The sequence below is a fragment of the Desulfosporosinus sp. SYSU MS00001 genome, assembly GCF_049943955.1.
In the GTDB taxonomy this organism is placed as follows: domain Bacteria; phylum Bacillota; class Desulfitobacteriia; order Desulfitobacteriales; family Desulfitobacteriaceae; genus Desulfosporosinus.
Genome location: NZ_JBNFTW010000003.1, coordinates 405817 through 430191, shown reverse-complemented (window position 1 = coordinate 430191; position 24375 = coordinate 405817). Strand labels below are relative to the sequence as shown.

At 43.5% G+C, this 24375-nt stretch carries 24 protein-coding genes, 1 pseudogene and 1 riboswitch; of the genes and pseudogenes, 9 read left to right on the top strand and 16 right to left on the bottom strand.

Annotated features, from left to right (window positions below):
- The 9 genes and pseudogenes from ACPUYX_RS08635 to ACPUYX_RS08595 all read right to left on the bottom strand — a co-directional run.
- Positions 1–646, bottom strand: a pseudogene (locus ACPUYX_RS08635) (hypothetical protein); the annotation flags it as partial.
- A 54-nt stretch (positions 647–700) separates the two neighbouring features.
- A complete protein-coding gene (locus ACPUYX_RS08630; protein WP_426379280.1) occupies positions 701–1045 on the bottom strand; it encodes a hypothetical protein in 345 nt (114 codons plus the stop codon).
- Positions 1046–1100: 55 nt separating this feature from the next.
- Positions 1101–1481 (bottom strand): hypothetical protein, encoded by a 381-nt coding sequence (locus ACPUYX_RS08625; protein ID WP_426379279.1) that lies wholly within the window; start codon positions 1479–1481, stop codon positions 1101–1103.
- 224 nt (positions 1482–1705) lie between these two features.
- Entirely contained in the window at positions 1706–4495 is a 2790-nt protein-coding gene (locus ACPUYX_RS08620; protein WP_426379278.1) for a glycosyltransferase family 2 protein, read from the bottom strand.
- Positions 4492–5553, bottom strand: a complete 1062-nt coding sequence (locus ACPUYX_RS08615) for a polysaccharide biosynthesis protein (protein WP_426379277.1) — start codon at positions 5551–5553, stop codon at positions 4492–4494. The genes ACPUYX_RS08620 and ACPUYX_RS08615 overlap by 4 nt, the downstream gene beginning before the upstream one ends.
- Before the next feature lie 20 nt (positions 5554–5573).
- Complete coding sequence (locus ACPUYX_RS08610) at positions 5574–6458, bottom strand: dTDP-4-dehydrorhamnose reductase family protein (RefSeq protein ID WP_426379276.1); 885 nt, start codon at positions 6456–6458, stop codon at positions 5574–5576.
- Between the two features lie 26 nt (positions 6459–6484).
- Positions 6485–7168, bottom strand: coding sequence for a sugar phosphate nucleotidyltransferase (locus ACPUYX_RS08605; protein WP_426379275.1), 684 nt, complete (start codon positions 7166–7168; stop codon positions 6485–6487).
- Between the two features lie 19 nt (positions 7169–7187).
- Complete coding sequence (locus ACPUYX_RS08600; RefSeq protein ID WP_426379274.1) at positions 7188–8174, bottom strand: SDR family NAD(P)-dependent oxidoreductase; 987 nt, start codon at positions 8172–8174, stop codon at positions 7188–7190.
- Between the two features lie 305 nt (positions 8175–8479).
- Positions 8480–9604 (bottom strand): glycosyltransferase family 4 protein, encoded by a 1125-nt coding sequence (locus ACPUYX_RS08595; RefSeq protein WP_426379273.1) that lies wholly within the window; start codon positions 9602–9604, stop codon positions 8480–8482.
- A 375-nt stretch (positions 9605–9979) separates the two neighbouring features.
- Here ACPUYX_RS08595 and ACPUYX_RS08590 point away from each other — a divergent pair, with 375 nt between their 5' ends.
- The 7 genes from ACPUYX_RS08590 to ACPUYX_RS08560 all read left to right on the top strand — a co-directional run bounded on the left by ACPUYX_RS08590 (position 9980) and on the right by ACPUYX_RS08560 (position 18284).
- Complete coding sequence (locus ACPUYX_RS08590) at positions 9980–10843, top strand: response regulator (protein WP_426379272.1); 864 nt, start codon at positions 9980–9982, stop codon at positions 10841–10843.
- The gene (locus tag ACPUYX_RS08585; RefSeq protein WP_426379271.1) at positions 10834–11307 is read left to right on the top strand and encodes a chemotaxis protein CheX; all 474 of its coding nucleotides are present in this window, start codon (positions 10834–10836) and stop codon (positions 11305–11307) included. The genes ACPUYX_RS08590 and ACPUYX_RS08585 overlap by 10 nt, the downstream gene beginning before the upstream one ends.
- Positions 11308–11592: 285 nt before the next feature.
- A complete protein-coding gene (locus tag ACPUYX_RS08580; protein WP_426379270.1) occupies positions 11593–12603 on the top strand; it encodes a glycosyltransferase family protein in 1011 nt (336 codons plus the stop codon).
- A gap of 84 nt (positions 12604–12687) precedes the next feature.
- Positions 12688–14238, top strand: a complete 1551-nt coding sequence (locus ACPUYX_RS08575) for a beta-propeller fold lactonase family protein (RefSeq protein ID WP_426379269.1) — start codon at positions 12688–12690, stop codon at positions 14236–14238.
- A gap of 105 nt (positions 14239–14343) precedes the next feature.
- Entirely contained in the window at positions 14344–16089 is a 1746-nt protein-coding gene (locus tag ACPUYX_RS08570; protein WP_426379268.1) for a hypothetical protein, read from the top strand.
- Positions 16090–16306: 217 nt separating this feature from the next.
- Positions 16307–17257, top strand: a complete 951-nt coding sequence (locus tag ACPUYX_RS08565) for a CgeB family protein (protein WP_426379267.1) — start codon at positions 16307–16309, stop codon at positions 17255–17257.
- A 16-nt stretch (positions 17258–17273) separates the two neighbouring features.
- Positions 17274–18284 carry a glycosyltransferase family 4 protein gene (locus ACPUYX_RS08560; RefSeq protein ID WP_426379266.1) on the top strand — a complete coding sequence of 337 codons (1011 nt, stop codon included), beginning with the start codon at positions 17274–17276 and terminating at the stop codon, positions 18282–18284.
- Positions 18285–18378: 94 nt separating this feature from the next.
- Here ACPUYX_RS08560 and ACPUYX_RS08555 read toward each other — a convergent pair whose 3' ends face one another.
- The 7 genes from ACPUYX_RS08555 to ACPUYX_RS08525 all read right to left on the bottom strand — a co-directional run bounded on the left by ACPUYX_RS08555 (position 18379) and on the right by ACPUYX_RS08525 (position 23007).
- Positions 18379–18600: a hypothetical protein gene (locus ACPUYX_RS08555; protein WP_426379265.1), complete on the bottom strand. Its 222-nt coding sequence runs from the start codon at positions 18598–18600 to the stop codon at positions 18379–18381.
- Positions 18601–18711: 111 nt separating this feature from the next.
- A complete protein-coding gene (locus ACPUYX_RS08550) occupies positions 18712–19026 on the bottom strand; it encodes a hypothetical protein (RefSeq protein ID WP_426379264.1) in 315 nt (104 codons plus the stop codon).
- A 75-nt stretch (positions 19027–19101) separates the two neighbouring features.
- The gene (locus ACPUYX_RS08545) at positions 19102–20151 is read right to left on the bottom strand and encodes a DUF6385 domain-containing protein (RefSeq protein WP_426379263.1); all 1050 of its coding nucleotides are present in this window, start codon (positions 20149–20151) and stop codon (positions 19102–19104) included.
- Between the two features lie 189 nt (positions 20152–20340).
- On the bottom strand, positions 20341–20598 hold the full coding sequence (locus ACPUYX_RS08540; protein WP_426379262.1) for a hypothetical protein: 258 nt from the start codon (positions 20596–20598) through the stop codon (positions 20341–20343).
- A gap of 61 nt (positions 20599–20659) precedes the next feature.
- Positions 20660–21406 (bottom strand): UPF0280 family protein, encoded by a 747-nt coding sequence (locus ACPUYX_RS08535; RefSeq protein ID WP_426379261.1) that lies wholly within the window; start codon positions 21404–21406, stop codon positions 20660–20662.
- The gene (locus ACPUYX_RS08530) at positions 21407–21808 is read right to left on the bottom strand and encodes an NIL domain-containing protein (RefSeq protein WP_088228099.1); all 402 of its coding nucleotides are present in this window, start codon (positions 21806–21808) and stop codon (positions 21407–21409) included. It lies immediately after the preceding gene.
- 2 nt (positions 21809–21810) lie between these two features.
- A complete protein-coding gene (locus ACPUYX_RS08525) occupies positions 21811–23007 on the bottom strand; it encodes a homocysteine biosynthesis protein (RefSeq protein WP_088228100.1) in 1197 nt (398 codons plus the stop codon).
- A 174-nt stretch (positions 23008–23181) separates the two neighbouring features.
- A riboswitch (SAM riboswitch) is annotated at positions 23182–23307 on the bottom strand.
- 154 nt (positions 23308–23461) lie between these two features.
- Between ACPUYX_RS08525 and ACPUYX_RS08520 the strand changes: the two genes are divergently transcribed.
- The gene (locus ACPUYX_RS08520) at positions 23462–23596 is read left to right on the top strand and encodes a hypothetical protein (protein WP_426379260.1); all 135 of its coding nucleotides are present in this window, start codon (positions 23462–23464) and stop codon (positions 23594–23596) included.
- A gap of 394 nt (positions 23597–23990) precedes the next feature.
- On the top strand, positions 23991–24329 hold the full coding sequence (locus tag ACPUYX_RS08515; protein ID WP_426379259.1) for a P-II family nitrogen regulator: 339 nt from the start codon (positions 23991–23993) through the stop codon (positions 24327–24329).
- The last annotated feature ends 46 nt before the right edge of the window (positions 24330–24375 follow it).

Sequence of the window (24375 nt, the reverse complement as noted above, 5' to 3'; positions counted from 1 at the left end):
CTGCTCCCGTTGCGCCTGTCGCTCCTGCTGCTCCCGTTGCGCCTGTCGCTCCTGCTGCTCCCGTTGCGCCTGTCGCTCCTGCTGCTCCCGTTGCGCCTGTCGCTCCTGCTGCTCCCGTTGCGCCTGTCGCTCCTGCTGCTCCCGTTGCGCCTGTCGCTCCTGCTGCTCCCGTTGCGCCTGTCGCTCCTGCTGCTCCCGTTGCGCCTGTTGCTCCTGCTGCTCCCGTTGCGCCTGTCGCTCCTGCTGCTCCCGTTGCGCCTGTCGCTCCTGCTGCTCCGGTCGCTCCTGTAATTCCTACAGGCCCTACTGGATTAAGTTCTGCGGGTACCAGTCTGTGCGCGGCAACCAATGCCCCAGCAGCATTTTTCCCCCATACGGATATCTCCACAGCATCGGAACTGGTTACGAATTCAAATTCGAATTCATCGAATTGCGCGAAGTAAACTCTTGTAACAACATCCCCCGGTGCCAAAGCCAGCAATTCTTGAACATAAAGTGCCTTTGTGGTTCCCGTCACGTGAAACCCTAAAATTTCTACGTTCGCAGGAGCTGTATTATCGTTAGTAATTTTCACAGTAACTGTTACCGTCGGTCTCACACCGGCAACCGGTGTATTTTCGATGATTCCAGTGGTCAATAAAGCCACTCTCTCCATCTCCTTTCATCAGTTTAAATTCTTTAGTAGTTTTTAAAATCGCGTCTAAAAGGGATTAACCTCCTGAGCGACCAAGCGCTGCGCTGTTGTAAGGTTTCCTGCTGAATCTTTTCCCCAAGCCGATACATTGACGGCTGAAGAACTTACGATAAACTGAAATTCAAAAGCATCAAATTGAACATTGTAATTTCTTGAAGCTACGCCCCCCGCAGGCAGTAAAAAGAGTTCTTGGACATACTGTACTTTAGTACTTCCGCTTTGGAAAAATCCTTCAATTTGAATTGAAGCACTTGTAATATCGTCGTTTGATATTAATACCGAAAGCGTTGTACTTGGTCTGACACCCGATACCGCAGTGTTATCTATCACACCAGTTGTTAATGAAGCCATTCCCAGCACCTCCTTGTTTGCGGTACTTTATATTACGCAGCTTGTACACAATTTGTTACAGATGCCCCTCAACTTCATCTATTGATGATCTTTTAATCGAATTCAATTCCGAAGAAATCAGGGGCAAGACCGGTGTAACCTGTCCGTTTGCTTCCTTTCCCCGGATGGAAACATGGGCATCACAAGAACTTACAAATACCTGAAATTCGATGGCATCATAAATGCTGTTGAAACTTCTTTGGTCCACAATTCCTGCAGAAATGACAAAGAATTCATCAACATACTTGAATTTTTGTTGTCCTTTATAAAATGAACCATCAATTTGAACTGCCACAATCGATGTATCCTCATTAGAAATTTCTATAATGAGGCTTACAGTCTTTTTTCCGGGACCAGTCCAGGAATTATTAATTAATCCTGTTGTAAAATAAGGCAAGCAATTTCACCTCCTGGTTTAGTAAGCTTCTTTATTATATTGATTTTGTCCGCTTTTGGTTACAACTTATGGTTAGATTAGCTTATTATCCCAAATGCGAATTACTATTGGCTCCAAAGTCAGAAGACAACAAAGGTTGGCGAAGAAGAAAAGCCAGCTTTTGCGAAATTAACTTATCTGCAAATAAAGCATCGACTGCTAACAGCAGCCGATGCTTCAATATTTTATAATTTCCCCCACTCTCTGCCCTCGTTCCGAACAACTTTACCAACTCTGGTAAAATAGAGATTCTTGTTATAATCCCATTCCGGAGGACCTCCGCCTTCATAATAGCCCTCTGCTCTCGGATGGTACAAATGCACCGTTACCGCATCCGTCGGACAATATCTACAGCCATTCAGCAATAAGCGATCGATCAAATCCCGATCATCGTAGGCAACCCCTACAAAGTCCTCATCGTAGCCCCCTATTTCTATAAATTGACTGCGGTGGAGAGCCATCAAAAATGGCATCCTTGTATCTAACCCGACGCAGCCGGCGAAAACTTCCGGTTCAAAGATTCCATTATTTCTGTCGACACTTGCCAATAAAGCGCCCGTACGGTCATCTTTTCCCACAGGAATACCTAACAGTTTCGGATTATCCAAGATCCGCTTGGTGAGCTTAGCAATAGTTCCATTGACATGAAACATTTCAGCGCAGCACATAACCAAAATGTCTCCGGTAGCTTGCTTTACCCCGATATTTATCGCGAAACCGGGCACTCTCCAAACCGGATCATTGCCAACATTTCTTTGCCCGGTAAAAATATACTTCAAGTTAAGCTTTTCCTTAAACTCGCTGCAGATCGTTTCCGTTTCGTCCTCTATACCGTCATTTACTACGATGGTTTCAAACTCATAAGGTATTTTCTGGAGGGATAAGGAATAAAGCCCCCACCTTAACAAATGGGTTCTCTGGAAGGTAGTAATTATGATGGACACCTTATGCCCCGGGGCTTTCCTTTGTGAGTTGACCTTTTTTATCATAAGTTCTTTAAAAACAGCCTGCAGTAACTGCCGCCATTTTGGGGTCGCATCAACACCATCGGAAATAATTTCGAAGTCATACTCCGGATAAGCTAAGGCCGTCTGGATAGAATTCGTCACAAGTCTATCGGCCCGCCTCAGATTTTCCTCTTGCTGCTCATTGTCTATATTCTGGGATCGAACATTATCTTGCAGGAAGGCAATTGTATAACGTGATTTATCAATGGTATTAATAAATGTTGCATTTTGGAGAATCACTTCGACTTCCGGATGATGTTGATTAATATAGTTACGACTATTGTCTGTATAGTTTCCCTTTAGCCCGGTAATTTGCTGGTGAACATCAACTGAAGCAGGCAGGGATTTTTGCAAAGCGGTCCAGAAAACTTTTTCCTGCATCGATCCTAAGGATAAATCATTGCAGACGGCAATTTTAATCTCTCCCGGTACTGCCGACGCGGTTTTCAGACTGTCAATTTCCCCCCATTGAAAATGGTAGACGATGCTGTCAAAGGCTGTTTGATGTTTTATTCCCAGTACCTTAAGTTTTAACGTTAAAACGGTATCTCCGGATATACAAGCTTCTCCCCGTCGGGCAATAACCGGATGATTTAAATCACTGCCCATCAGAACCTGCCCCTCCGGATAGCCCCCGACACCTTCGAAATGTTCCTTACGGATTAAAAGGGGCATAAACAGACCGCCATCCATCACTCTTGATTCCGAGAGTTCTCGGGCAAATTTTAAAAATTCATCTTCCCGATACGTGGAATAATCTCGGCCGTAGTCTCTTTCCACCCCGAACTGACCGCTGGGCAATTTCCCGGATTCCACTAAACGCGAGGCAACACAATTCTTTCCGTCATATGCCTGCCAAAGATGATCAAACCAACCTGGTGAAAAGGCCATATCTGTATTGATAAAAATAACAAAATCCCCCTGAGCTTTGGCAGCTGCAAAATTGTAGGCACGATAAACATTATTGACATACCATTCCTTTTGCTGCTCGGGAGTATTGGTAAAAACATAATGGGGAATGTAATGGTCGGCTAAATAATTCAGCACGGAGGCGTTGGCATCATTGGCCACAAAGAAAAATTCTTTGTCACTCATATCAGTAAACTTAAAGACCTGTTCATAAACAAATTTCAACCATTCTACACTCTTATAGACCAAACAAACAATAGAAAATCTCGGCCGGAACACTTCTTCCCGATAGTTTTCCACATAGGCAAGGGATTCCTCAAAGGTCAAGGGCTGCGGTTTTTCATCATCGATCCACAAACCTTCCGGAAAGAGTTCCTGAGGGACTCTTTCCGTGACAAGTTTTTCTTCGCTGATTAAACGGTCCAGCATATCATAGCCCCGTTGTCCATGGGACTTATAAATAAGATACTTATAAGCCAGACGCTGCTCTGAAGAAAAACCGTAGTGCAAAACTTGAACGTCAAGGGTCCATTTTACACTCCGGATCGTTGAAGGGAAAAGCGGTTGATGAAGTCCAGGCTTAGTGTCGTGAAAACAGATTCCGGGGACAACCCGCCAGAGTCGGCAAAACCAGCCTTGATCATACAAACTGTCCAGCCTTTGCCAGGAATTGCTGCGCCAGATATTTATCTCGTGCATATTGACAGCATCGATCTGATTTTCAGCACACTCTCGGCATAACTCTTGAAGTTTCTCAGCGGCGTTAGCAGTCAGCACTTCATCCGCATCCAACCACAAGATAAAATCCGGGTCCAGCTTTAAGGCCTCCTCCAAGAGGAGCTGCTTGTGGCTTCGCTCGTTAACAAAGTCATTCTTTGTACCTCTAATGACATAGGGTGTTCGTTGAAGCAAATATTCGTAGCTGCCATCCGTACTGCCGTCATCGTAAACCACCAAATGATTCACCAAAGGGAGAACATAGTTCACAAACCGTTCCAGGTTGTCCTTGCACAGTTCATTATAGATTTGGCATATACAAACGATGCTGTAGTTCTTCAACGTAAAAATTCTCCTTCTTCTTGAGATTGATCAACCAAAAGTTGTTGCTTTCTCAGCAAAGCAACCGTTTCTTCGAAGGTCATGAGAAAATCTCCGGAACTATACTCCTTTACTAAAGCCTGTTGATCCGGTTCAGGGACAAAGAGTTCAGGAAGCATCGGCTTGATGGCATAATAAGCGCCTCGATCATAGGCCCTCCAGGCCTCTTCTTCAGAAATTAGGACTTCATGGACTTTTTCCCCTGGCCGAATTCCCGTATAGCTTATAGAGACTGGCCGTTTTTCTATGAGTGCTTTTGCAACATCTTCAATCCGCGCGGCAGGGATTTTGGGAATATAGATTTCACCGGCTTTTGCCCCGGCAAGAGCCGCGAAAATGGTATCCACAGCACTTTCTAAGGGCAATAAAAATCTGGTCATTTCTTTAGTCGTAATCGTAACCGGACCGCCATGCTTAATCTGCTCATGGAATAAAGGAATTACCGAACCTCTGGAAGCCAGGACATTGCCATAGCGCACACATATAAATTTTGTCTTAGGAATTACAACATTGGCAGTGATAAAAATTCTTTCCTGCATGGCTTTGGAAATTCCCATGGCATTTACCGGTTTACAAGCCTTATCCGTCGATACTCCGACAACTGTTTCCACTGAAAGATTATTTTCGGCAATTCCTCGTACGATATTTTCCGCTCCAAGGATATTAGTTCGCACTGCCTCAAAGGGAAAATACTCACAAGACGGAACCTGCTTTAAAGCTGCCGCGTTAATAACAATGTCTGCATCCTTTAACACTGAACAAACAGAGGAATAGTCCCGAATATCCCCAATGCGAAATTCAATTAAACGAGCGAAATTGTCATAGATCACTTCATCCGTGACCTTCTTTTTGTTCTGGTACTCAACTCTCATAGTATGCTGCTTGGCTTCATCCCGCGAAAAAATAACAATTTTCTTTGGAGAGCCAAGTTCCTTCTTTAATAACCGTCGGGTTAACACCTTTCCAAGTGAACCTGTCCCCCCGGTAATAACAATAACTTTATTATCAAAAAGCTTCATATTTATCCCCCTAAAACCTATTACCGAATTTGATATGGGCCTTGCAAATAATGGTTATACATCTCACGAACCAGTTCAGTCCATCCAGGCGGATTATACCCCGTAAGAGAACGGAATTTTGAAGAGTCCAATGATCGGTCGACCCGAACGCTATTGTCGGGTTCAATATCGATGGTTTTGTTGTACTGGGCGGCTATTAATTTAAGCAACTCATATTTTGAGATAGGATTCGCTGATACATGATAAAGACCGTTCATTTCCGGATTCGGAATTACATAATCACGAATAATTCGTGAAAATTCTATGGTTGGAAACCCGGAATAATTGACTTTCCTAAAACCCCGGACCTTTTCTTTTTGACTCAAAAACCATCCAACCAGTCCATAATTTCCTTTTAACTCATGACCAATAATTGAAGTACGAAGCGTTATACAATGAGGATAAGTGACTTCTCCGAGGAATTTAGTCCTTCCGTAAAGATCGGCGGCATTAGAAAAATCATGTTCACCATAATTCCCCTTTGCACCATCGAACACACAATCTGAACTGACATGGATAAATCGTGCACCTGAGACACTACAAAGCCGTGCTATGCGGTGGGGTAAAAGTGCGTTAGCCGTTATCGTCGTGATGGGGTCTTGGGCTTCGGGAAGCTGCTTAATAATTCCAATGCAATTCACAACGATATCAGGGTTAACCTCTGCGAAAACCCTGACCAGACGATCTGTGTGCAGAATATCGATATCAGAGTATACCTTCTTCACTCTGGCAATGGGCAGCCAGCCAGATAATTCCTTTCCTGAACGGACCGTTGCATAAACATCAAACCACGGAACTTCAGAAAGAGAATTGAAGAGGGTATGCCCTAACATCCCTGTTGCCCCTAGGACCAAGACTTTTTTCATACCCTGCTCTCGCTCCTTACTTAAACCTAACAGTGTTCGAATTGTTCCTTGGCTTTTTCCAGATCAGCGAGAGTCCCAATGTCAAACCATAAATCCTGACTTTCATAGCTAACGACATTAGCTTGTTCTAAAAGAAGACGCTGAACCAGATCTGGCATATCAAAACGTTGATTCTCAGGAATCAAGGGGAGAACCCCTTTGTTAATGACATAAATCCCCATACTTGCCCAATAGTCTATGGTTGGTTTTTCCGAGTAAGATATGATTTTACCATCCTTCGTTTCCAGGACTCCAAAGGATGAACTGATAGATTTCTGATGCACAGACACAGTCATATCGGCTTTCATTGCTAAATGGTGTTTATACAAAGCCCCAAAGTCTAAGGTTGTTAGTTCATCCCCGTTGACCACCAAAAAATTATCATCCAGCATATCAACCATTCGTAAGGGACCTGCCGTTCCTAAAGGATCTTTTTCCACCGAATAGCGTATGCTCAAGCCATAATAACTTCCGTCTTGGAAGTAAAGCTTCATTAAATCAGCGAGATACCCTAAACACATGACGATTTCATGAGCACCTGCTAGTTTAAGCTGTTCCACAAGAATCTCTGCAATGGGTTTATCCCCAATCGGAAAAAGAGGTTTGGGTAAAATTCGGGAAAATGGATCCAAACGTATTCCCCGTCCACCTGCTAACATAATGGTTTGCATTGCATTCCCCTCTTCACCTTTATATCTGGTATTTACCGATTTGGAAGCGGTCTAAATGAACGGCAATCCATTCCATGGTCCTTTTTATCCCATCTTCCAAAGGAACACACGGTTCCCACTCGAGTACTTCCCTGGCTAAATGATTATCCGCCAAAAGACGGTTGACCTCACTGCGGCTCGGTCGAATCCTTGACTCATCCACAGCAATGTTTGCCGTACTGCCTAAGGTTTTCTTAATTACGTGAGCTAACTCTCCAATTGATATTTCTTTTCCTGAACCTACATTAATGACCTTGCCAAGAGCTGCCTGCTTCTGAGATGCTCTTATAAAGCCCTGGACCGTATCAGTAACATACGTAAAGTCGCGTAACGTCTCTATATTGCCCAGACGTATTTCTTTACTGGCCATAGCCTGAGTAATTAATGTTGGAATGACAGCCCTCGCAGACTGCCGCGGCCCGTAACAATTAAACGGTCTTACAGTAACGACAGGTAACTCATAGGAAGCGTAAAAACTTTCGGCTAATTTATCCGCTCCGATCTTACTGGCGGAATACGGTGACTGGCCTTGAAGGGGATGATTTTCGTCAATGGGCACATAGCGTGCAGACCCATAGACTTCACTGGTTGATGTATGAACAATTCGGCTTACACCAAGATCCCGGGCAGCCGTCAGAACGTTAAATGTCCCCATGATATTCGTCTCAACGACCTCGCGAGGATTTTTATAAGAATAAGGAATTCCCACTAACGCCCCTAAATGAAATACTGTGTCGCAGCCTTTCAGCGAACGTTCAATGACATCTGCATCGCGCAGATCACCGGCAACAATTTCAATTTCATCAAGAACTTTTGGATCCAAATCCTCTAAATTTCCTCGGCCATCACGGGAATTATAGCGAATAAAGACGCGAACCTTAGCCCCATTTTTAACTAATGTTTCAGTCAGGTGACTGCCAATAAACCCACCTGCACCTGTGACCAAAACCTGCTTCTGTTCCAACACGTTCCCCCATTCCCCCTTCAACAATGATTGCTATATCCTATGTCATCCTCCGTATATCTGACACACGTTGTACAATGAAGATAATAATAACTTGTCATCATACAATAACTGATTGCCTGTAAGCTGCATTCCCTTCGCACTTAATTCATTCCATAGGAAAGGAGCCCTCTGAATCAGCCAAAGGACTCCCTTTGAACGTTATTTAAGTTTCAGCATTTGTTATGGGCTAGGCGCTCGGCGAAAGTGTCCGCAGGACACTTTCGTCACCGAAGCCCCGATGTTCAGCTTTAGCTGAACATGTTCACTCACTTCTTGGCTTGTTCCAAAAGCATCATATATTTGGGAGCAAGCCGTCCCCATTCCAGACTCGTTGCCTTCTCCTGGCCTTTGGCAGCGAGATGCCGCAGTATTGCAGGATTGTCAATAGCTTTTTGTAAAGTGTTTGCCAGTTGTTTGATATTCCCCGGTTCAAAGGTAAGAGCACAAGAATCAGAAACCAATTCTGCAAGCCCCCCGGCACTGGAAGTAATTACTGGAACACCAATGGCCATGCCCTCCAAAGCCACGAGGCCAAAAGCCTCACGTCTGCTGGGAACCACCAGTCCCGCAGCCCTGCTCATCCAGCCCCATACTTCTGAACTACTTGGCAGCCAACCCTGAAATTTGACCAAAGCTCCTAGTTTTCTTGCCTCAACAAGTCTTCTCAAATGGGATTCATAAGTGTAATCCGGTGCCTTTCCGATAATATTAAGCCGAACTTGCCGTCCTTTTTGTCTTACCAGGTGGACCGCCTGAATTAAATCTTCAATTCCTTTATAAGCCAACAATCTGCCGACAAAGAGAAACTCATTGGTGTTTTTCGGTTCCCAGCGTTTGGTAGGCCAGGAAATGCCGAGAGGCAGAACTTCCGTTTTCGATAAATATTGAGGAAAATTTTCCTGTAAATAATTCCTTTCGTTCTGACTTATTAGATGAAGCTGTCGGCAGCGCAGCAAAAGATCTTCTTGAATTTTAAATTGCGCCTGCAGCTCAGGCTCCGCAATATCTCCTAATTCCTGACGCAAAAAGGAATAAACAGAATAAATAATTGGGATTATTCCGCCCGAAAGTGTATAAGCCAAAGACGTGAAATTAATGGCATGGCAATGAATTAAGTCCCATTCCTGATGAAGCTCAGGAAATTCCCGAACTACCGTCTCCGCTTTGATCATACCTAAATTACCAATATAATGACCGTTACGAGGCAAGCCTAAAACTTTAATCTGTAATCCTCTTAGATCCCATCTAGGTTCAGCTAAATCACTGCGCGGTACAATAATGGTCTGACGCACTCCTGAACGATCAAGCATATGAACCATACCACTGACCGCTGTACCGGCTCCGCCAAAACTCTCTGCTTCAAATTCATTGGTTAAGGATAACACATCCATAACAGTTACCTCCACACTCCATCCTATGCGACAAGCCTGGGCGGGTGCCGAAACAGAGAACAGGAACCACTCCCACTTGTAAAAGTGGGGTCTCACGATTGGATGAAAATTAAGAATTGAATTTAGTACTTACAAGTTTTTACAAGCTTTTATCTCGTTTCAATGATATAGTATTAACTTTATTATAATAATTTTACTATTTTTAGACGCTTATCCTATTTATTGGTTAGTTTTAATTAAACTAGTTCAAATTATTTCCAAAAAACAAACTTCTTTCTGTTTAAACTTAAGTTTTATGTTATAATATGCAAAAAGAAGACGAATTGGTCAATTTATTAAAACTATTATAATAAGGACTTTGAGAGGAATGTGTGTATGAGCGCAGCTAAAGTAATGATCGTCGATGACTCATTTTTTTCTCGAACGCTTATTGCCGAAACTTTGCAGCTTGGGGGATGTGAAGTTGTAGGAGAAGCGGATTCATTCGATTCCTTAATTGAAACTTATAACAATTGCCAACCTGACATTGTAACTATGGACATTGTCATGCCCGGAACTGACGGATTCGAATGCAGCAGAGCACTTCTGATGAATGACCCCTCAGCTAAAATAATACTTGTAAGTTCAATGAAGGATGAAGAGACAGAGGCGGAGGCCAGACGGATAGGCATTGCCGGATATGTCCAAAAGCCCATTGACGGCGAGCATCTTATGAATATCATTAAGAACATACTGTCACCGGACACTCTTTATGAAGAACTTATTGAATCAGCTCCCGGAATTTTCAATGAAGCGCTTTCGCAAAATATTACACGTATGACTAAGACACCGGTATCTTTCGAATCTATGGACACCTTCGATGACACTTATGTATCCCAAGGGATTACAACAGTTATCGGTATCATTGGACGATATTCCGGATCTATGATTTTGGATTTATCCAGTGAAGCTGCCGAGCAAATTGTTGAAATCCTTTTACATCGTCCCAGCAAGAACCACGAAGAAGTATTGGCAATGGTTGCAGAACTCGCCAATATCATTGCTGGCGTCGCTTGCTCAATGCTCAATAAAAAGGATAAATCCTACAGCTTACGCGTATCTCCTCCCAGCGTCTTTTTTAGCTCAAATTCGGAAATTGCCAGTCCAAATTTAAAAATTCAAGCCGCCTATGCCCAAACGACCTTTGGATCTATATTTCTTGGAATTGGTTTTAAAAAAGGAGCTGCATCATGGATATAAATCTCATTAACCCACTTATCCTTTCATTTATAGACATCCTTCCGCAAATCGGTTTTCAATCGGTGGAACGCAAAGGTCTCTCCTTAGTCGCGTCAACCTTGGATTACGATGGAGTTCTGGTAAATATTTCTTTGGTCGGAGTGTTAAAAGGTGCCGTTTTAATTGGTATGAGTTTGGATTCCGCCAAACTATTTGCATCTAAAATGATGATGGGGATGCCTGTAGAGGACTTTGATTCCCTGGCCCAAAGCGCAATCTCCGAAATGGGGAATATGATATGTGCGAATACTTGTACTCAATTTAGCAAAATAGGCATTAACGGGCTTGATATTTCTCCGCCGGTCCTGCTTATTGGCCATAACGGACAAGCTACTTTACCGGTCCCTCAAACAATAGCGGTTCAATTTCTCGTTGATGGTATTGAAGTTAATGTTTATGTTGGATTGATTGAAGTTAATGGTTAATATCCCTCGAAAAGAGCATTATGCCCAAGTATTTTTTAGAATGAAGTATAGGAAAAGCCCGAAAGGCGTTCTCAAAGACGGCCTCTCGGGCTATTTTTTTTGGGGCGAATTTATTTAGAAGTCTGTAACATACCTTTATTTCTAAACTTTAACTACACTAGACCCAGACTTGGGAGCTGTACTCCGCCCCCAAAGTCTCCTTTGATACCTATGCCCATTTAATAATAACCAGCATATCCTAAATAAATAGTTAATATTTTTAGCCAAACCATGAGGAGGTAACTCATGCCGACCTTTATCTATCCTCCCTCAATCCCTTGGAACTGGATGTTTCAACGTCCGCAACAGCTTCTAAGCCAGTTTTCCTTATCTGGCCATACGGTTCTTTATGAAGACCTGGGTAACTTCCCTCAACCCAAAATCAAAACACTATTTCCAAATCTGCATCTTTGTCAGGGAATTCCCGCCATGAATATTCCTCATCCCCGACCTCGCCTTCTTTGGTTAACGGTTCCCTCACATATCAACTCAATAGCCGATTATAATCCGGATTTAATTATATATGATGCTGTTGATGAGCCCAAAGATGAGTTTGCCAGCTGGGCACCCTACTATCCCTCAATTATTCAAAAGGCGAACCTTATCTTCTGCAGCAGTCAAAGCATCTATGATTATTTTTCTCCAAGACATCCCAGAGTTTATCTCGTCCCCAACGGCGTCGATTATGTTCATTTTTCGCCGAAACCCTCGCTGCGACCCAAGGATCTCCCCGAAGGCAAGCCAATCATTGGATACAGCGGAGCAATAGCTCCCTGGATCGACTGGGAATTGCTAAAGGCTGTGATTAAACAGAATCCCGGTATTAACTTTGTATTTATCGGGGCCTTTTTTCAACTTCATAAATTTCCCTTAAGAAATTACAAAAATGTTTATTATTTAGGCTTGAAATCCTATTATGACCTTCCGGCATATCTCCATCACTTCGACGTAGGACTAATTCCATTTCTGCAAACGGATATGACAAAAGGGTGTAACCCCATCAAACTTTTCGAATATTATGCCTCAGGGATCCCAGTTCTGGCAACACCGCTGCCTGAATTGCTGTCCATCCCGAAAATTAATCTGGAAAGTGACACTTATCGTTTCTCTCTCCGTATACAACATTTATTGGAAACAAAAGACTCCGACAAGGCAGAACGAATGGCCTATGCTCAAGCTAATGACTGGGCAGAACGAAGCGGGAGAATCCTTCAGCAAATTTTAATCAAGGACAGCCGAAATCAAGAAAGCGTGTAACACCCTACGCGGCGACAGAATACAATACCTTGAAAGTCCACAGTCTAACTATTTCTCGATTCAAATAAGGGGGGGAATACACAGATGCTATTTGAAACCCATGCTTGGGTAACTCTAGACAACGCAGTCGCCATATACAACGTATATAGCGATGCGCTCGTCGCTACCATCCCTGTCGGCATTGCACCAGCTTTCCCACAACGGACACCGGATGGTACGAGAGTTCTAGTCCCTAATCAAGGGAGTAACACCGTCTCAATCTTATGTACTTCCAGTAATCGGGTCCTTGCTACTATTCCTGTAGGAATTGCTCCTACGGCAGTGGCCATTGACCCAACCAGCACAACAGCTTATGTGACAAACTCTGGAAGCGGAACGGTTTCTGTCATCAGCATTCCAACAGATACTGTTGTTGCGACCATCACCGTCGGCACGAACCCAGTGGATGTCGCTGTTGCCCGTGACGGCAGCCGTGTTTACGTCAGTAATGCCGGAAGCAACTCGGTTTCCGTAATTAATCCTATTACAAACACTGTAATCGCTACAATTCCCGTCGGTACTTCACCGAACGGTTTAGCTCTTAGCTTAGACAATTCCAAGCTCTTTGTCGTCAACAGCGGAGATAATACGGTCAGTGTTATCAACACATCGAACAATACCTTAATCAGCACAATCCCGGTCGGTACAAATCCACAAAAAATTGCAGCCAACCCGGTAAATCCAGTCTTCATGTACGTTACTAACTTCGGTTCTAACAGTGTCAGTGTTATCTCAACCACAGGACTTAACGTTGTTACAACTGTTCCTGTTGGTGTTAATCCTCTGGGTATTGCCGTTACTGGAGATGGGACTCAAGTTTGGGTTACTAATGAAGGCGACAGCTCTATCAGCATTATTAATACCACAACCAATACAATTGCAGCTGCGCTCCCCACATCCTTCCCTCCTCGCGGAGTAACTGTGGGCAGGGTAGGATCGGCTCTATCTCCAAGTGAGCCTATTGATTTAACAGACCCATATCAGTTGGAAGAAATCACGGAATCAGTTTGTATCATTGTAGAAAAAGTATATGCCAGCTGTGTGCAAAGGGAATGCTTCCCGGCCTTTACCGTCACTTTGCCAACAGGAGTACCTCCATTTACCTTTGTTAGTATGACGTTCACTAACGGAGTAATTGTTCCCGGAAGCATCGTTATTACACCGATTCCTTCCCGCCCGAACTTCTCCAGAGTACAATTTACAATTCAGATTCCTTACACCTTGACCTTACGGGATTCAACAGGAGCTCTCTTCACGGTTACGGGAAATCTTCCAGATATTAACAAAGACATTGTTATGTACTTCCCACCGACGCGACCGGAATTCGACTTTAATTTAAGGGTTGAAACGAGAACAGAGGTTTTAACAAGTCCTGTGTTTACGACGGCTTCAATCCAATTGGCCATCGGCAGTTTCGTCATCACCAAGGTTACTGGAGTTGTTCAGCTCCTCGTTCCAGCGTTCGGCTTCTGCCCAGAACCTCCGGCTTGTGAGGAGTTCCCTGTTATTCCAGAAAATCCTTGTCTCAACTTCTTTGACTCCACTCTCACACCTTTCCCGAGCGACTTCTTCCCTCCGCAACAGGATAATTGCTAATCTTCTAAAATCTCATCTTATGAATAAACAATTTGCCCTTCTAGTTAAGAAAAGGGCCGTCTTCACGGCCTTTTCTTTACATACCTAAAACAAGGAAGTGATACTATGGCTCACTTAAGCAAGCCCGCGAACACCCCTCGTCTCCTTACCTATGAGGATGAATCCGTCTATCTGCATATGGCTTCCCAAGGATGTGCCCTATTCAAACAAGAAAGTACAGAACCGTTTTACAGCATTCAAGAACCCTTGATTTTGGCCGAAGGAATTATGACCGATTATAAAACTGTTCATCTTGTCATTCTCAAAACGAGCGGAGAATTGTGCTATACTCTGATTTCCGGATTTTCCAATGCCCAAACAACACTGATCGCTAAGTTAGATGTTCGTACAGCTAAATACCGCCGCTTCTTTATCTTCCCACAAGGCAAGATGGTACATATTTTTTATGCTTATTCTCATCAGGCCATTCGCGATCTTTGGCGCATTGAACATCGTTTTTGGAACGGAAGTACCTGGAACAGTGTTCATATGGGAGAGGTCGTTCATCCTCGTGAACCTCTTTATCACGTTAATCTCGACCAGCAGGGCAACCTTCATTTTTTAACAATGACCTTCCAAGGGCGACATTCTCTTCTATTAACCAATCGTTTTAATGGAACATTTCACATCTGGGGTTCTCCCACTGAGACATTGAAAATTCCAGGTGAAGTAATCGATATGACAGCACTTATGACCACTGACAATGTTCATCATCTCTTTTGGGTCATAAAGACCTCTAATGGTCAATATGAAGTGCGCTGGGCCCAGCAAACTAATGCCTTGGAATTAACAAGCAACTGGCAGCCCTCACCGGCACCCATTAAGACCTTTTCTCCTCCATGGAAAAATTTAGGCACTATGGAGATCAACGGAGTCCTTTGGCTGCTTGCTCATACGGGAGAGGAGACATTGTTATTAAACGATGGCACTGGTTGGAAGTCTGTTCTCAGCAACAACCTAACACAACAGCCAATGAAATGGATTTTTAAAAACAAACGAAATTTCCAGCAGAGCTACTGGCTTGAAGACAGAATAGTTCCGCGGTCTCCTGCCTATTGCCAGGAGTTAGGTATTACTTTGACCCAGACGATTGCCCTAATACAAAATACGCCTTATATCACGCCGAATAATCCGGCACCGCTCCCACCACCTGTTCCTGCTTTTCATCCTGAGGTTATTTCTTTATCATCAAATCCCTATCCGCTGTCACCTTCTGGACAAGAGCAAACTATTCCTCCGCCCCTTTCTTTTGAAGAAAGCGAAAAACCCCAAATTGCCCTTGAAGCAACGGCTATCAGCCAAAATAATGATGATAGTTCCGTTGAAATAGTGGAAGACCAAACTCCTGCAATCTCCGAATTGCCGGCAGAGGAGTCCGAGTCCTCACCACCTCCTCCCCTACAAGAAAATCCGGAACTTGATCGTCTAATTGCCACCGTTGCTAACCTGGAACAAGAAAATTCCAATTTAAATCTTGCTCTTCAGACCATGATCTCAAAGTTTGATCAAATCCTGGATGCTCTTGCCGAAAATACTCGCCAAAGTAAGCAAGCAGCAAATCCCTTGCCGCAAATACCTGAAGAGCAATCCACAGCAGAAATTCCGCTCGAGGAGCTTGAACCCGTTATAGAAGCTATGGCCAATCTGGAAAAGGAAACTCAAAGCATATCCCAAGTTTTGCAAACAGTGCTTGTCAAACAAGAAGAAAGTGACTCTTCACTCGAAACCTTAGGCCAGCAACTAAATCAACTCCAAGAAGAGAAACGATCTGAGCGCTCTAAAGGAGGCTTTTGGAACAAATGGATCACCTAAATTTAAAAACAAATATAGGAGAAATTATGTCCTTATATCCTCAAGCCGTAACTGTTTTACGAAAATTTGGTATTTCAGCCTATGGCTGAGGTGCTAAAAGTTTACTCAATATGAGTGTTGAGCAGGCTGCTCAACGATATCATCTCAATACAGCATCTTTGCTTAAATCCCTGGAGGTTGTGATCGAACAAACCAATCATCAATGGAGATCCGAGTAATGAAATTATTGCTTCTTAACGATTCCCCTCTGCTAAACTATGGATTGGCCTCAGGATTTTCGGCCAACGATGATATCCGCTTTTTACCTGTGCACCTGCCAAACTGGGATAACCTATTTGAAGACCTAATGAGAACCTGGAAGCCAGACTATGCTTTAGCGGAAGGAGTTTCCATATCCACCGTGGCCCGAAATCTCTTTCCGCTGCTGCGGCGTCACTCGCTGCCCCTGATCTATTGGGCTATTGATGATCCTCCAGACTGGCATCGTATGTCCCGTCCTTTGGCTCGAGGAGCCCGCCTTGTTCTCACTCCTGCAAAAGAATGTCTCCCGCTTTATCAGCGGGAAAAAATACGGGCCTATTACTTTCACTTTGCCTGTAACCCTTCTTTTCACAGCCCTAGGCAGCCTTTGCCTGAATATACTTGTGATTTGCTGTTAGTGGCCAATTACTATACCTCCTACCCTCAACGTAAGGTTGGTATTGAAACAATCCTTACACCCTTATTAAGAGGGGAATTCAAATTAAACGTATTTGGCAACGAGCATTGGCTTTCAAATACTGATCACTATACCCTGTCTCAGAACATTTATCATGGGTATCTGCCCTATGCCCGGCTCCCTTCCGCTTACTCCTCAGCCAAGATCGTTTTAGGCCTTCATTCGGTGACAAACTCTCCCACAATGATGAGCATGCGCACCTTTGAAGTCCTCGGAACCCGTGCCTTTTTTCTGACCCATTGGACTCCGGCCATTGAAGGGCTTTTCAAAAACCATGTCCATTTAGTCTGGAGCCGCCATCCAGATGAAACCTTAGAGCTGGTACGATTTTATTTAAAACGGGACGACCTCAGAGCAAAAATTGCGCGTCAAGGTCAAGAAGAAGTCTACCGAAATCACACCTACCATCAGCGCATAGAGTCAATACGTGCGCTGATCGAAAAGAAATAACCTAGGAGGGGTTTTTTTGAGAGTCCTTTTTCAAGTTCGCCCAGATTTCCTAAAAAACCCTGCGGGAGATTCCGTTCAGATCGTTTCCACCGGGCAAGAGCTCAAAAAACTCGGCGTCGAGGTTCATTTGTCTACAGACCCCAATATCGAGCTTACGCCTTATGACCTTATTCACATTTTCAACATTACCCGTGTCAAGGAAAGCTACATGTACTTTTATAATGCTCAGAAACAAAAAAAGAAGGTCATTATCTCACCCATTTATTGGCCGCCCAATGATTACTTAAAACGCGAAGGAGTCAGTTCGAATGCCCTCGCTGCTTGGAATCACATGCAGCCTATGCGCGAACGACTGGTTGGAGGTGCTGATCTCCTGCTGCCAAACAGCCAGCTCGAAATGGAAGTCCTTCGCCGCGATTTTCCTAAAGCCGCTCCATATCAAGTGGTTGCCAATGGTTTTCCGGATTCCTTCATTGGAGCAACCCCTGATCAGTTCCGAGAACAATTTCCCAATCTGCCCCAAGAATTTGTGCTGTGTGCCGCCCGTATCTCGCCAAGAAAAAACCAGCATTGGTTAGCGGAAATTTGCCAAGGACTCCATCTGCCGCTGCTTCTGCTGGGACCCGTTAATGATCCCCAATACTATAAACGAGTTACCGCTTTTGCCAACGTGCACCATCTTGGTACGCTTCAAGGACCTCTTCTCGCCTCGGCTTATGCAGCGGCTAAAGTCCATGCTTTGCCAAGTTGGTTCGAAACCCCGGGCTTATCGAGCATAGAGGCAGGAGCCTGTGGTTCTGTCGTCATCTCTACTGACCAAGGAAGCCCCAAAGAATACTTCCAGGACATGGCCCTTTATGTGCATCCCCTTGACGATAACAGCTTGCGCAGGGCACTTGAACAATCCTTTGACGCTTACCCAGTCCCGCTGATGAAACATATCCAGCAATGGTTTACTTGGGCCAAGGCTGCGGAAAAAACTTTACAAGCTTACAGAACAATTATCGAGAATAATCCTGAAGAATAATACTTCATAAATTATCTTAAATTATCTTTTTCTATCTTGATTTATCTTAGTCCCCATTAATTCCTCATTCTTCTTATTACCCTTTTCTTTAGAATTAGCTGTTGAGTTGACTCCAGATGATTCCAAGTTTGCTTCTTAAATCATTCTTCATCCGTTCCGCTTGCACACTTATATTCAGAAAATCCAAGACTCCGATCACAGACCCGCAATCTGTGCATTGTACAAAAAGCACGGCTCGTGTGGTTCCTTCCAAATTATTAGCGTGGACAACCTCAAAACGGTCGTTGCCGCATTTCATGCAGCGAGATTGTGCCATACTCACACCACCTTTCCTCTGTACTAACGTATGCCAAGATTGCAAAATTGCTCAAGGAGCCCGGGGCATCCGGACTCCTCACATAATAGTTAATAATATAACGGAAGTCTCTTACGCAGCATTCCTTTTTGGATTTTGTCCAACGGTATGAAAAAAATCATGAGCAAAATTGGCCCCTTTGCCAATGACCAAGCCGGTTATAACGACTCCGGTTATGGGATTGATCGTATTAACATTAAGCAATTGCAAAGCATTAACATTGCTCTGAAAAGCAAGAATTAATCCAAACGTTAAACTCAACAATTCCAGCGTTAACGGTCTGAACTTATTCGGAAAAACCGGAATCGCGTATACGATATCCTTAAAGATCTCAACCAATTTTTCGACCACTACGGCCAAAATAGATATTAAAGCTAAGCCATCCACCGCAAGCACCCCTCTAGATACGAATCTCATGTAATTCAGTATATTTAGAGGGATGACAATCCGTTCTTTTATTACCTAATTTTGGGCCTGAACCCAAACTCTCAGGGAGGTTAAACCTTCGGCCTCAAAGCACAACCTGGCATAGCGCAAAAAATCTTCCGGAGCAACCATAATTACTGCTTCTGGTTCCACGTTTCTTCGTTTACCGATATTCAGCCAATGAAGGCCATCAGGGCTTAGTTGAGCCTGCACATAGGCGAGTTCAGATCCCATATTATATACGGCAAAGGAATAGCGGGAAAGGGCAGAAACATCACGAATGGTTGAATAGCACATAACCTCGCCGACCGAAACTTCTTCGATACTCTCTTGAAATCCATGACCGCTGATTTCGACTTGAGCCCGTCCAGTACTGGTTGTAGCCAAAGGTACTTGATTACTTCCATAGATTTGCACTTTGTCACGTTGTGGTGTTAAATTTCGAATATCTCCATGGACTTGCGCTTGAACATTAACAGGAATGTTTAAAGGAATCGGAGTCGCAAGCTGGACTGGTTTTAAAATTTCCCCAATGGAATGAATATGTTCGATCGAGGGACTTATTGGTTTATTATTGATTATTCTCTTGAAACGTTTAGGGGTAAGTGGGTGGGCCACTAATTTATAGATTGATAATTGGCCAGAGCCCATGATTCCTGTTTCCAGACGCAAACCTTTAATCTCCGGCTCGATGCTTATTAATTTCCTAAATTGCACAATTTCTTTAGTGTTTAACTCTGAATTAAAGCAAAACATCCTGGGCAGTAAAACATTTCCATTCGCAAGAATTGGATAGAGATACATAAATACTTGCAATGCAGGTTCTCGACATTGGAAAGCAACTTTTACCAGCCAATGCTTCTTGCCGTCAACCTCTATGACTTTGTCATTTGCTTGGATAATTCCCGCCTTAACGCTTGCTGAATTAATAATTTCCACCCCAGCCCTGCCTTGAGATTCCCGTATATAATTCCAACTCGAAGCATAATTTCCGCCAATGGGCAGCCAGTCTTGTGGAAAATCTTCATGTTCACAAGCCTTTAGGAAATTGCCATTACAAATTTGATTGGACACTGTCATTTTCATATTTAGCCCCCTGTCTTGGGCAATTGTTTCAATTTATCCTATCGATTAATTGGCATAAATAGCACTTAAACCAGGTCAAACCGTAAAATAATATTTTTTTATCTTTTAAATATCAACAATATTCATTTGTTATCGTGAGATTAATGATCCAAAAAATGGGCATTGATTCCTTTCGTATTTCGTGCTAAATTAGGGTTGTACAAGGGAATTAATAAGAAGATAAAGATAATTGCGCAAAACTAAAACCTCCCGACGGGGAGGTTTCTTTTTTTCTTTTTTTCTTTTTTTCTTTTTTTCTTTCTCTTCTTCTACCTCTTCTACTTCTTTTATTTCTTTTACTTCTTTTATTTCTTTTACTTCTTTTACTTCTTTTACTTCTTCTATTTCTTCTACTTCTTCTACTTCTTCTATTTCTTCTATTTCTTCTACTTCTTTTATTTCTTTCATACTGTCTCGAAACTGGCTGAATCGATAGGTTTAACCTTGCTTAGAAAGTAATTTTGATATATTACACGTTCATTGGCACTAATTTTATAGCGCCCCAGGCAGCTAATTGGTCATTCTTGATTGCCAGACATCCCTTGATTCCTGGAATCTGAGAGGCAAATTCAATAGTTTTTTCTAAATCCTGCTCCGATTGTATTAAATTCCCGCAAGCAGTTGCTACAGCATCCGCCAAAGCTGTGGAAGAAGAAAGAACAACTACGGCATCAGCTTTGCCAAAACTTAACGAAGGACCCACTTTTCCGGAGGACGTACATATTCCTAGGGGGGTTTGTTCCGGATGGATTTCAAGGGCTACTCGGTTGGATAAAGGGGAATCCCCGGCAAAGATTCCAACGTTACGAAAGCGAGTCGTTTTCATAAAAATATCTCCGCCGTTTTCCACGATAACATCCCGGGAGCGTTTAGCTATCGCTTTTCCCACCCACTCAGCTACAGCCCCCGCCACAGCCGCCATAGGTCCTACCCCAGCTAAACGACCGGCTTCAGACATGGTTTTAACGATCAATGGAGCATCCTCGGGTACATCATAAGGAATTAAAGCTTTTTGAAACCCCGGGTCTTTTTGAAGATACTCCTCCAAGGGCTTGCGGCAGGAACGGATCGTATCCTCGATCCATTCCACCAATTCTGGAGAAAAACGTTCTTTACGAATCCCGATATCCAGATCCGTTTCTTGCACCATCACTTGAAAATGCTGCAGGTCATCTTGGCGATGCAACTGCCGGTAAGTACGTTCTAAAAAGTCCACTTAGAGATGAACCTCCATTGCCCGCATCGGGCAAATTTTCGTACATAGCATACAAACGATGCACTGGTCTTCATCAAAATGAACCTCCATAGAGGGACGCTCAATATATAAAGCCCCTGTTGGGCAAAGTCCCGTACAAGCTCCGCACATGACACACTTTTCTTCATTGCGGACAATTCCCTGTTTAAGATCTTGTACGGATACTCCCAACTCACGCAAATAAGCGAGTCCTTTTTCGCTCTGATCTCCCGTGACCTCTAAAACCATTGTTCCCTCTTTTTGAGGATTAACATCTGCTCTAACAATATTAACAACCAAGTCAAAGTCCTTAACGAGACGATAGACGATAGGCTTTACCGAGATATCGGATCCAAAGCGCAAAACAATTCTTTTCGGTGCCATAATCAAACCTCCTTAATACTATGAGCCACAATTCCATCTGCGGGGGACGGGAGGGACTTAACTGGCTCAGTTAATAAGAAGTCACCCTTCTGGATCCATTCTTTGAGCGTCGCGGCAACTTCCCGAGCTCTTGGCATACTTGACAACGGTGAGGTTTGAATTTCTTTGCCCTGTACCGTAATCTTGCCGCTTTTCAGTTCAGCATAACTGACGTACCCCAAGTTACCAGGAGTAAAGGAGGGATATGCTTCTCCGTAGTCTACTATGGGGGCAAACAGATCTTCATCCTTCATGGCAGCATAGCGGGTAATTTCTTCATTGAGCAGCGGAATTGGTATCCCAATTCCCACGCTAAGTGTCGCTCCGTAACCTAGAAAGCTGGTACCAACCAGCCACTTAGGACTCATTTGTTTCAAATCACCAATAACAGCAAGGGTACCCCCTGCGCCGCCAAGCTCTTTTCCGTCGACATTTGTCATGGCCGGAAAATGCTGAGTCCCGTTCCAGGCCACATACCCCACACCGCCGCCGAGGAAAATCTTCGTACCTACACCAATCGTTTTAAAATGAGGATCCTTTAGAAGAGGACTCAGTTCTCCTGAGGTGGAATAGTTTGCATTTCCCAATTGGGGTTTCAACATGCCCATGTAAGTGTAAACTGTCCGATCGGTTAAATTCACCGCACAGTTATAATTCTGATAGGCGTTCCGTGGATTAAAAAGAATAGCCTCATTGATCTCATCAAGCGTTATCATAGTTTCCACGCTCTTGCGGGGATAACAATTCGTTCCATAGGCTATAGCTTTTAGTTTAACAGGTTTGCGAGCTACCAAGTCTTGTATGACATGTCCTCCGCCATAGCGGAACTCACCGGGAAAATTATTATTTAAAGGATCATCCTCAGGCAGCTCTGCTGCCCCAAGGTAAGCATCAACTGCCGCAATTCCAGCATAAGCTGCCACACCGTTGAGCCAGACCTTCTGCATTTTCATGCGCGGCTTCGTATGTCCAAAACTCAAAAAAGCTCCTGAGGAACACATTGGGGCAAAGGTTCCCGTTGTAACAACATCAACCTCGCGGGTTGCCTCTGTAAGCCCTTTTTCTTCTACCAACGCTATTAGTTCCTCTGCTGTCACAACAACAGCTTTCCCAGTCTTGATCTTAGCGTTAATCTCTGCGTATGTTTTCTCAATACTCATAAAAGACCCCACCTCCAGATTTTGTTCCGCTTTATCCTTGTATTCTTTAAGAAATTCCCCTTCTAAATAGAGTGATCTAGAGTCAGGACCTGAAAAATCCCTTTCGAAAACCTTTTCATAGGCATCGAAAAGGCCTCTTCTAGTTCGAAGAGGCCTAATTATTCATCGACACTCCTCTTATCTATCAGAAGAATTCACTCCTGCAAGAATTAGCACCATGCCTTGCGTAGACAACAATGTCACAGCAAAGCGGGTTGCCGGGTTTCATTGGGCTAGTCCCTCCACCACTCCGGATAAGAGCATACTTATTAAATTCACTACGCTGAGTCTAACATGTGTTACATACCATGTCAATACGATCTCTGTATATTAATACAGAAGTTACCTGTTCGATTCTCCGTATAAATTAATGATTTACCAGGGAACTATAAATGCATAAGCGAGGAGGGATACAATGGAACAGCAGGATCAGTCGAAAGCTAAAAAACGGCCATTTCCTAAACGTGAAGATCTACCCTGCGGCCATTCAGCAGACCAGGATGGGCGCACAGATTACGGCAAAGACAAAGAAACTACCTTTCCCCAGTAACTGTTTGATTTAGGATTCGCCTTGCCTTAATGTTGAAAATCCCGGAGCCTCAAAACTCTAACGGCAAGAAACTAATATACAAGGATTAAGGAGGTCTATTTGACATGTCCAATAAAGCGGCAGATTCAACAAAAACAGGAAAACCCGATCGCGGCAAAAATTCACCCTTTAAGAAGAAGACACCACAAAACCGGGTTTAAGACCCGGTTTTCGTTATGATGCAGTCGTTGTGTTAGTTTAACCCATACAGCACACCTAGCCATCACAACGTTAATGAACTTAAGTCTCTATTAAAATCTATGATGCTCGTACCTGAGGATATTATCCCAAATGGCTTTCTGTTATAATAAAGAGGACTGTATCCTCACAGAACCATGAACAGGCGGTGACAATCATGAAAAAAATCGAAGCTATAATTCGTCCAGAAAAACTAAATGATGTTAAAACAGCTCTTTCAGATCTAGGGATCAATGGGATGACGGTCTCAAATGTCTCAGGATTTGGAAACCAAAAAGGGTATACCCAAATTTATCGCGGACAAGAAATTGTCTCTAAGCTCTTGCCGAAAATTAAACTTGAGGTTGTCGTTAGTTCTGCCAGGATTGATGATGTAATCTCATCCATCGTTGAATCTTCTAAAACCGGTAAATTTGGCGATGGTAAAATCTTTGTTTACGACGTAGCTGATGCAATCCGGATCAGGACAGGTGAACATGGCGAAGAAGCTCTCTGACCTTTTGAAACTTTTTAACTTTTTGGGAGAAACTATTTAAGAAGTG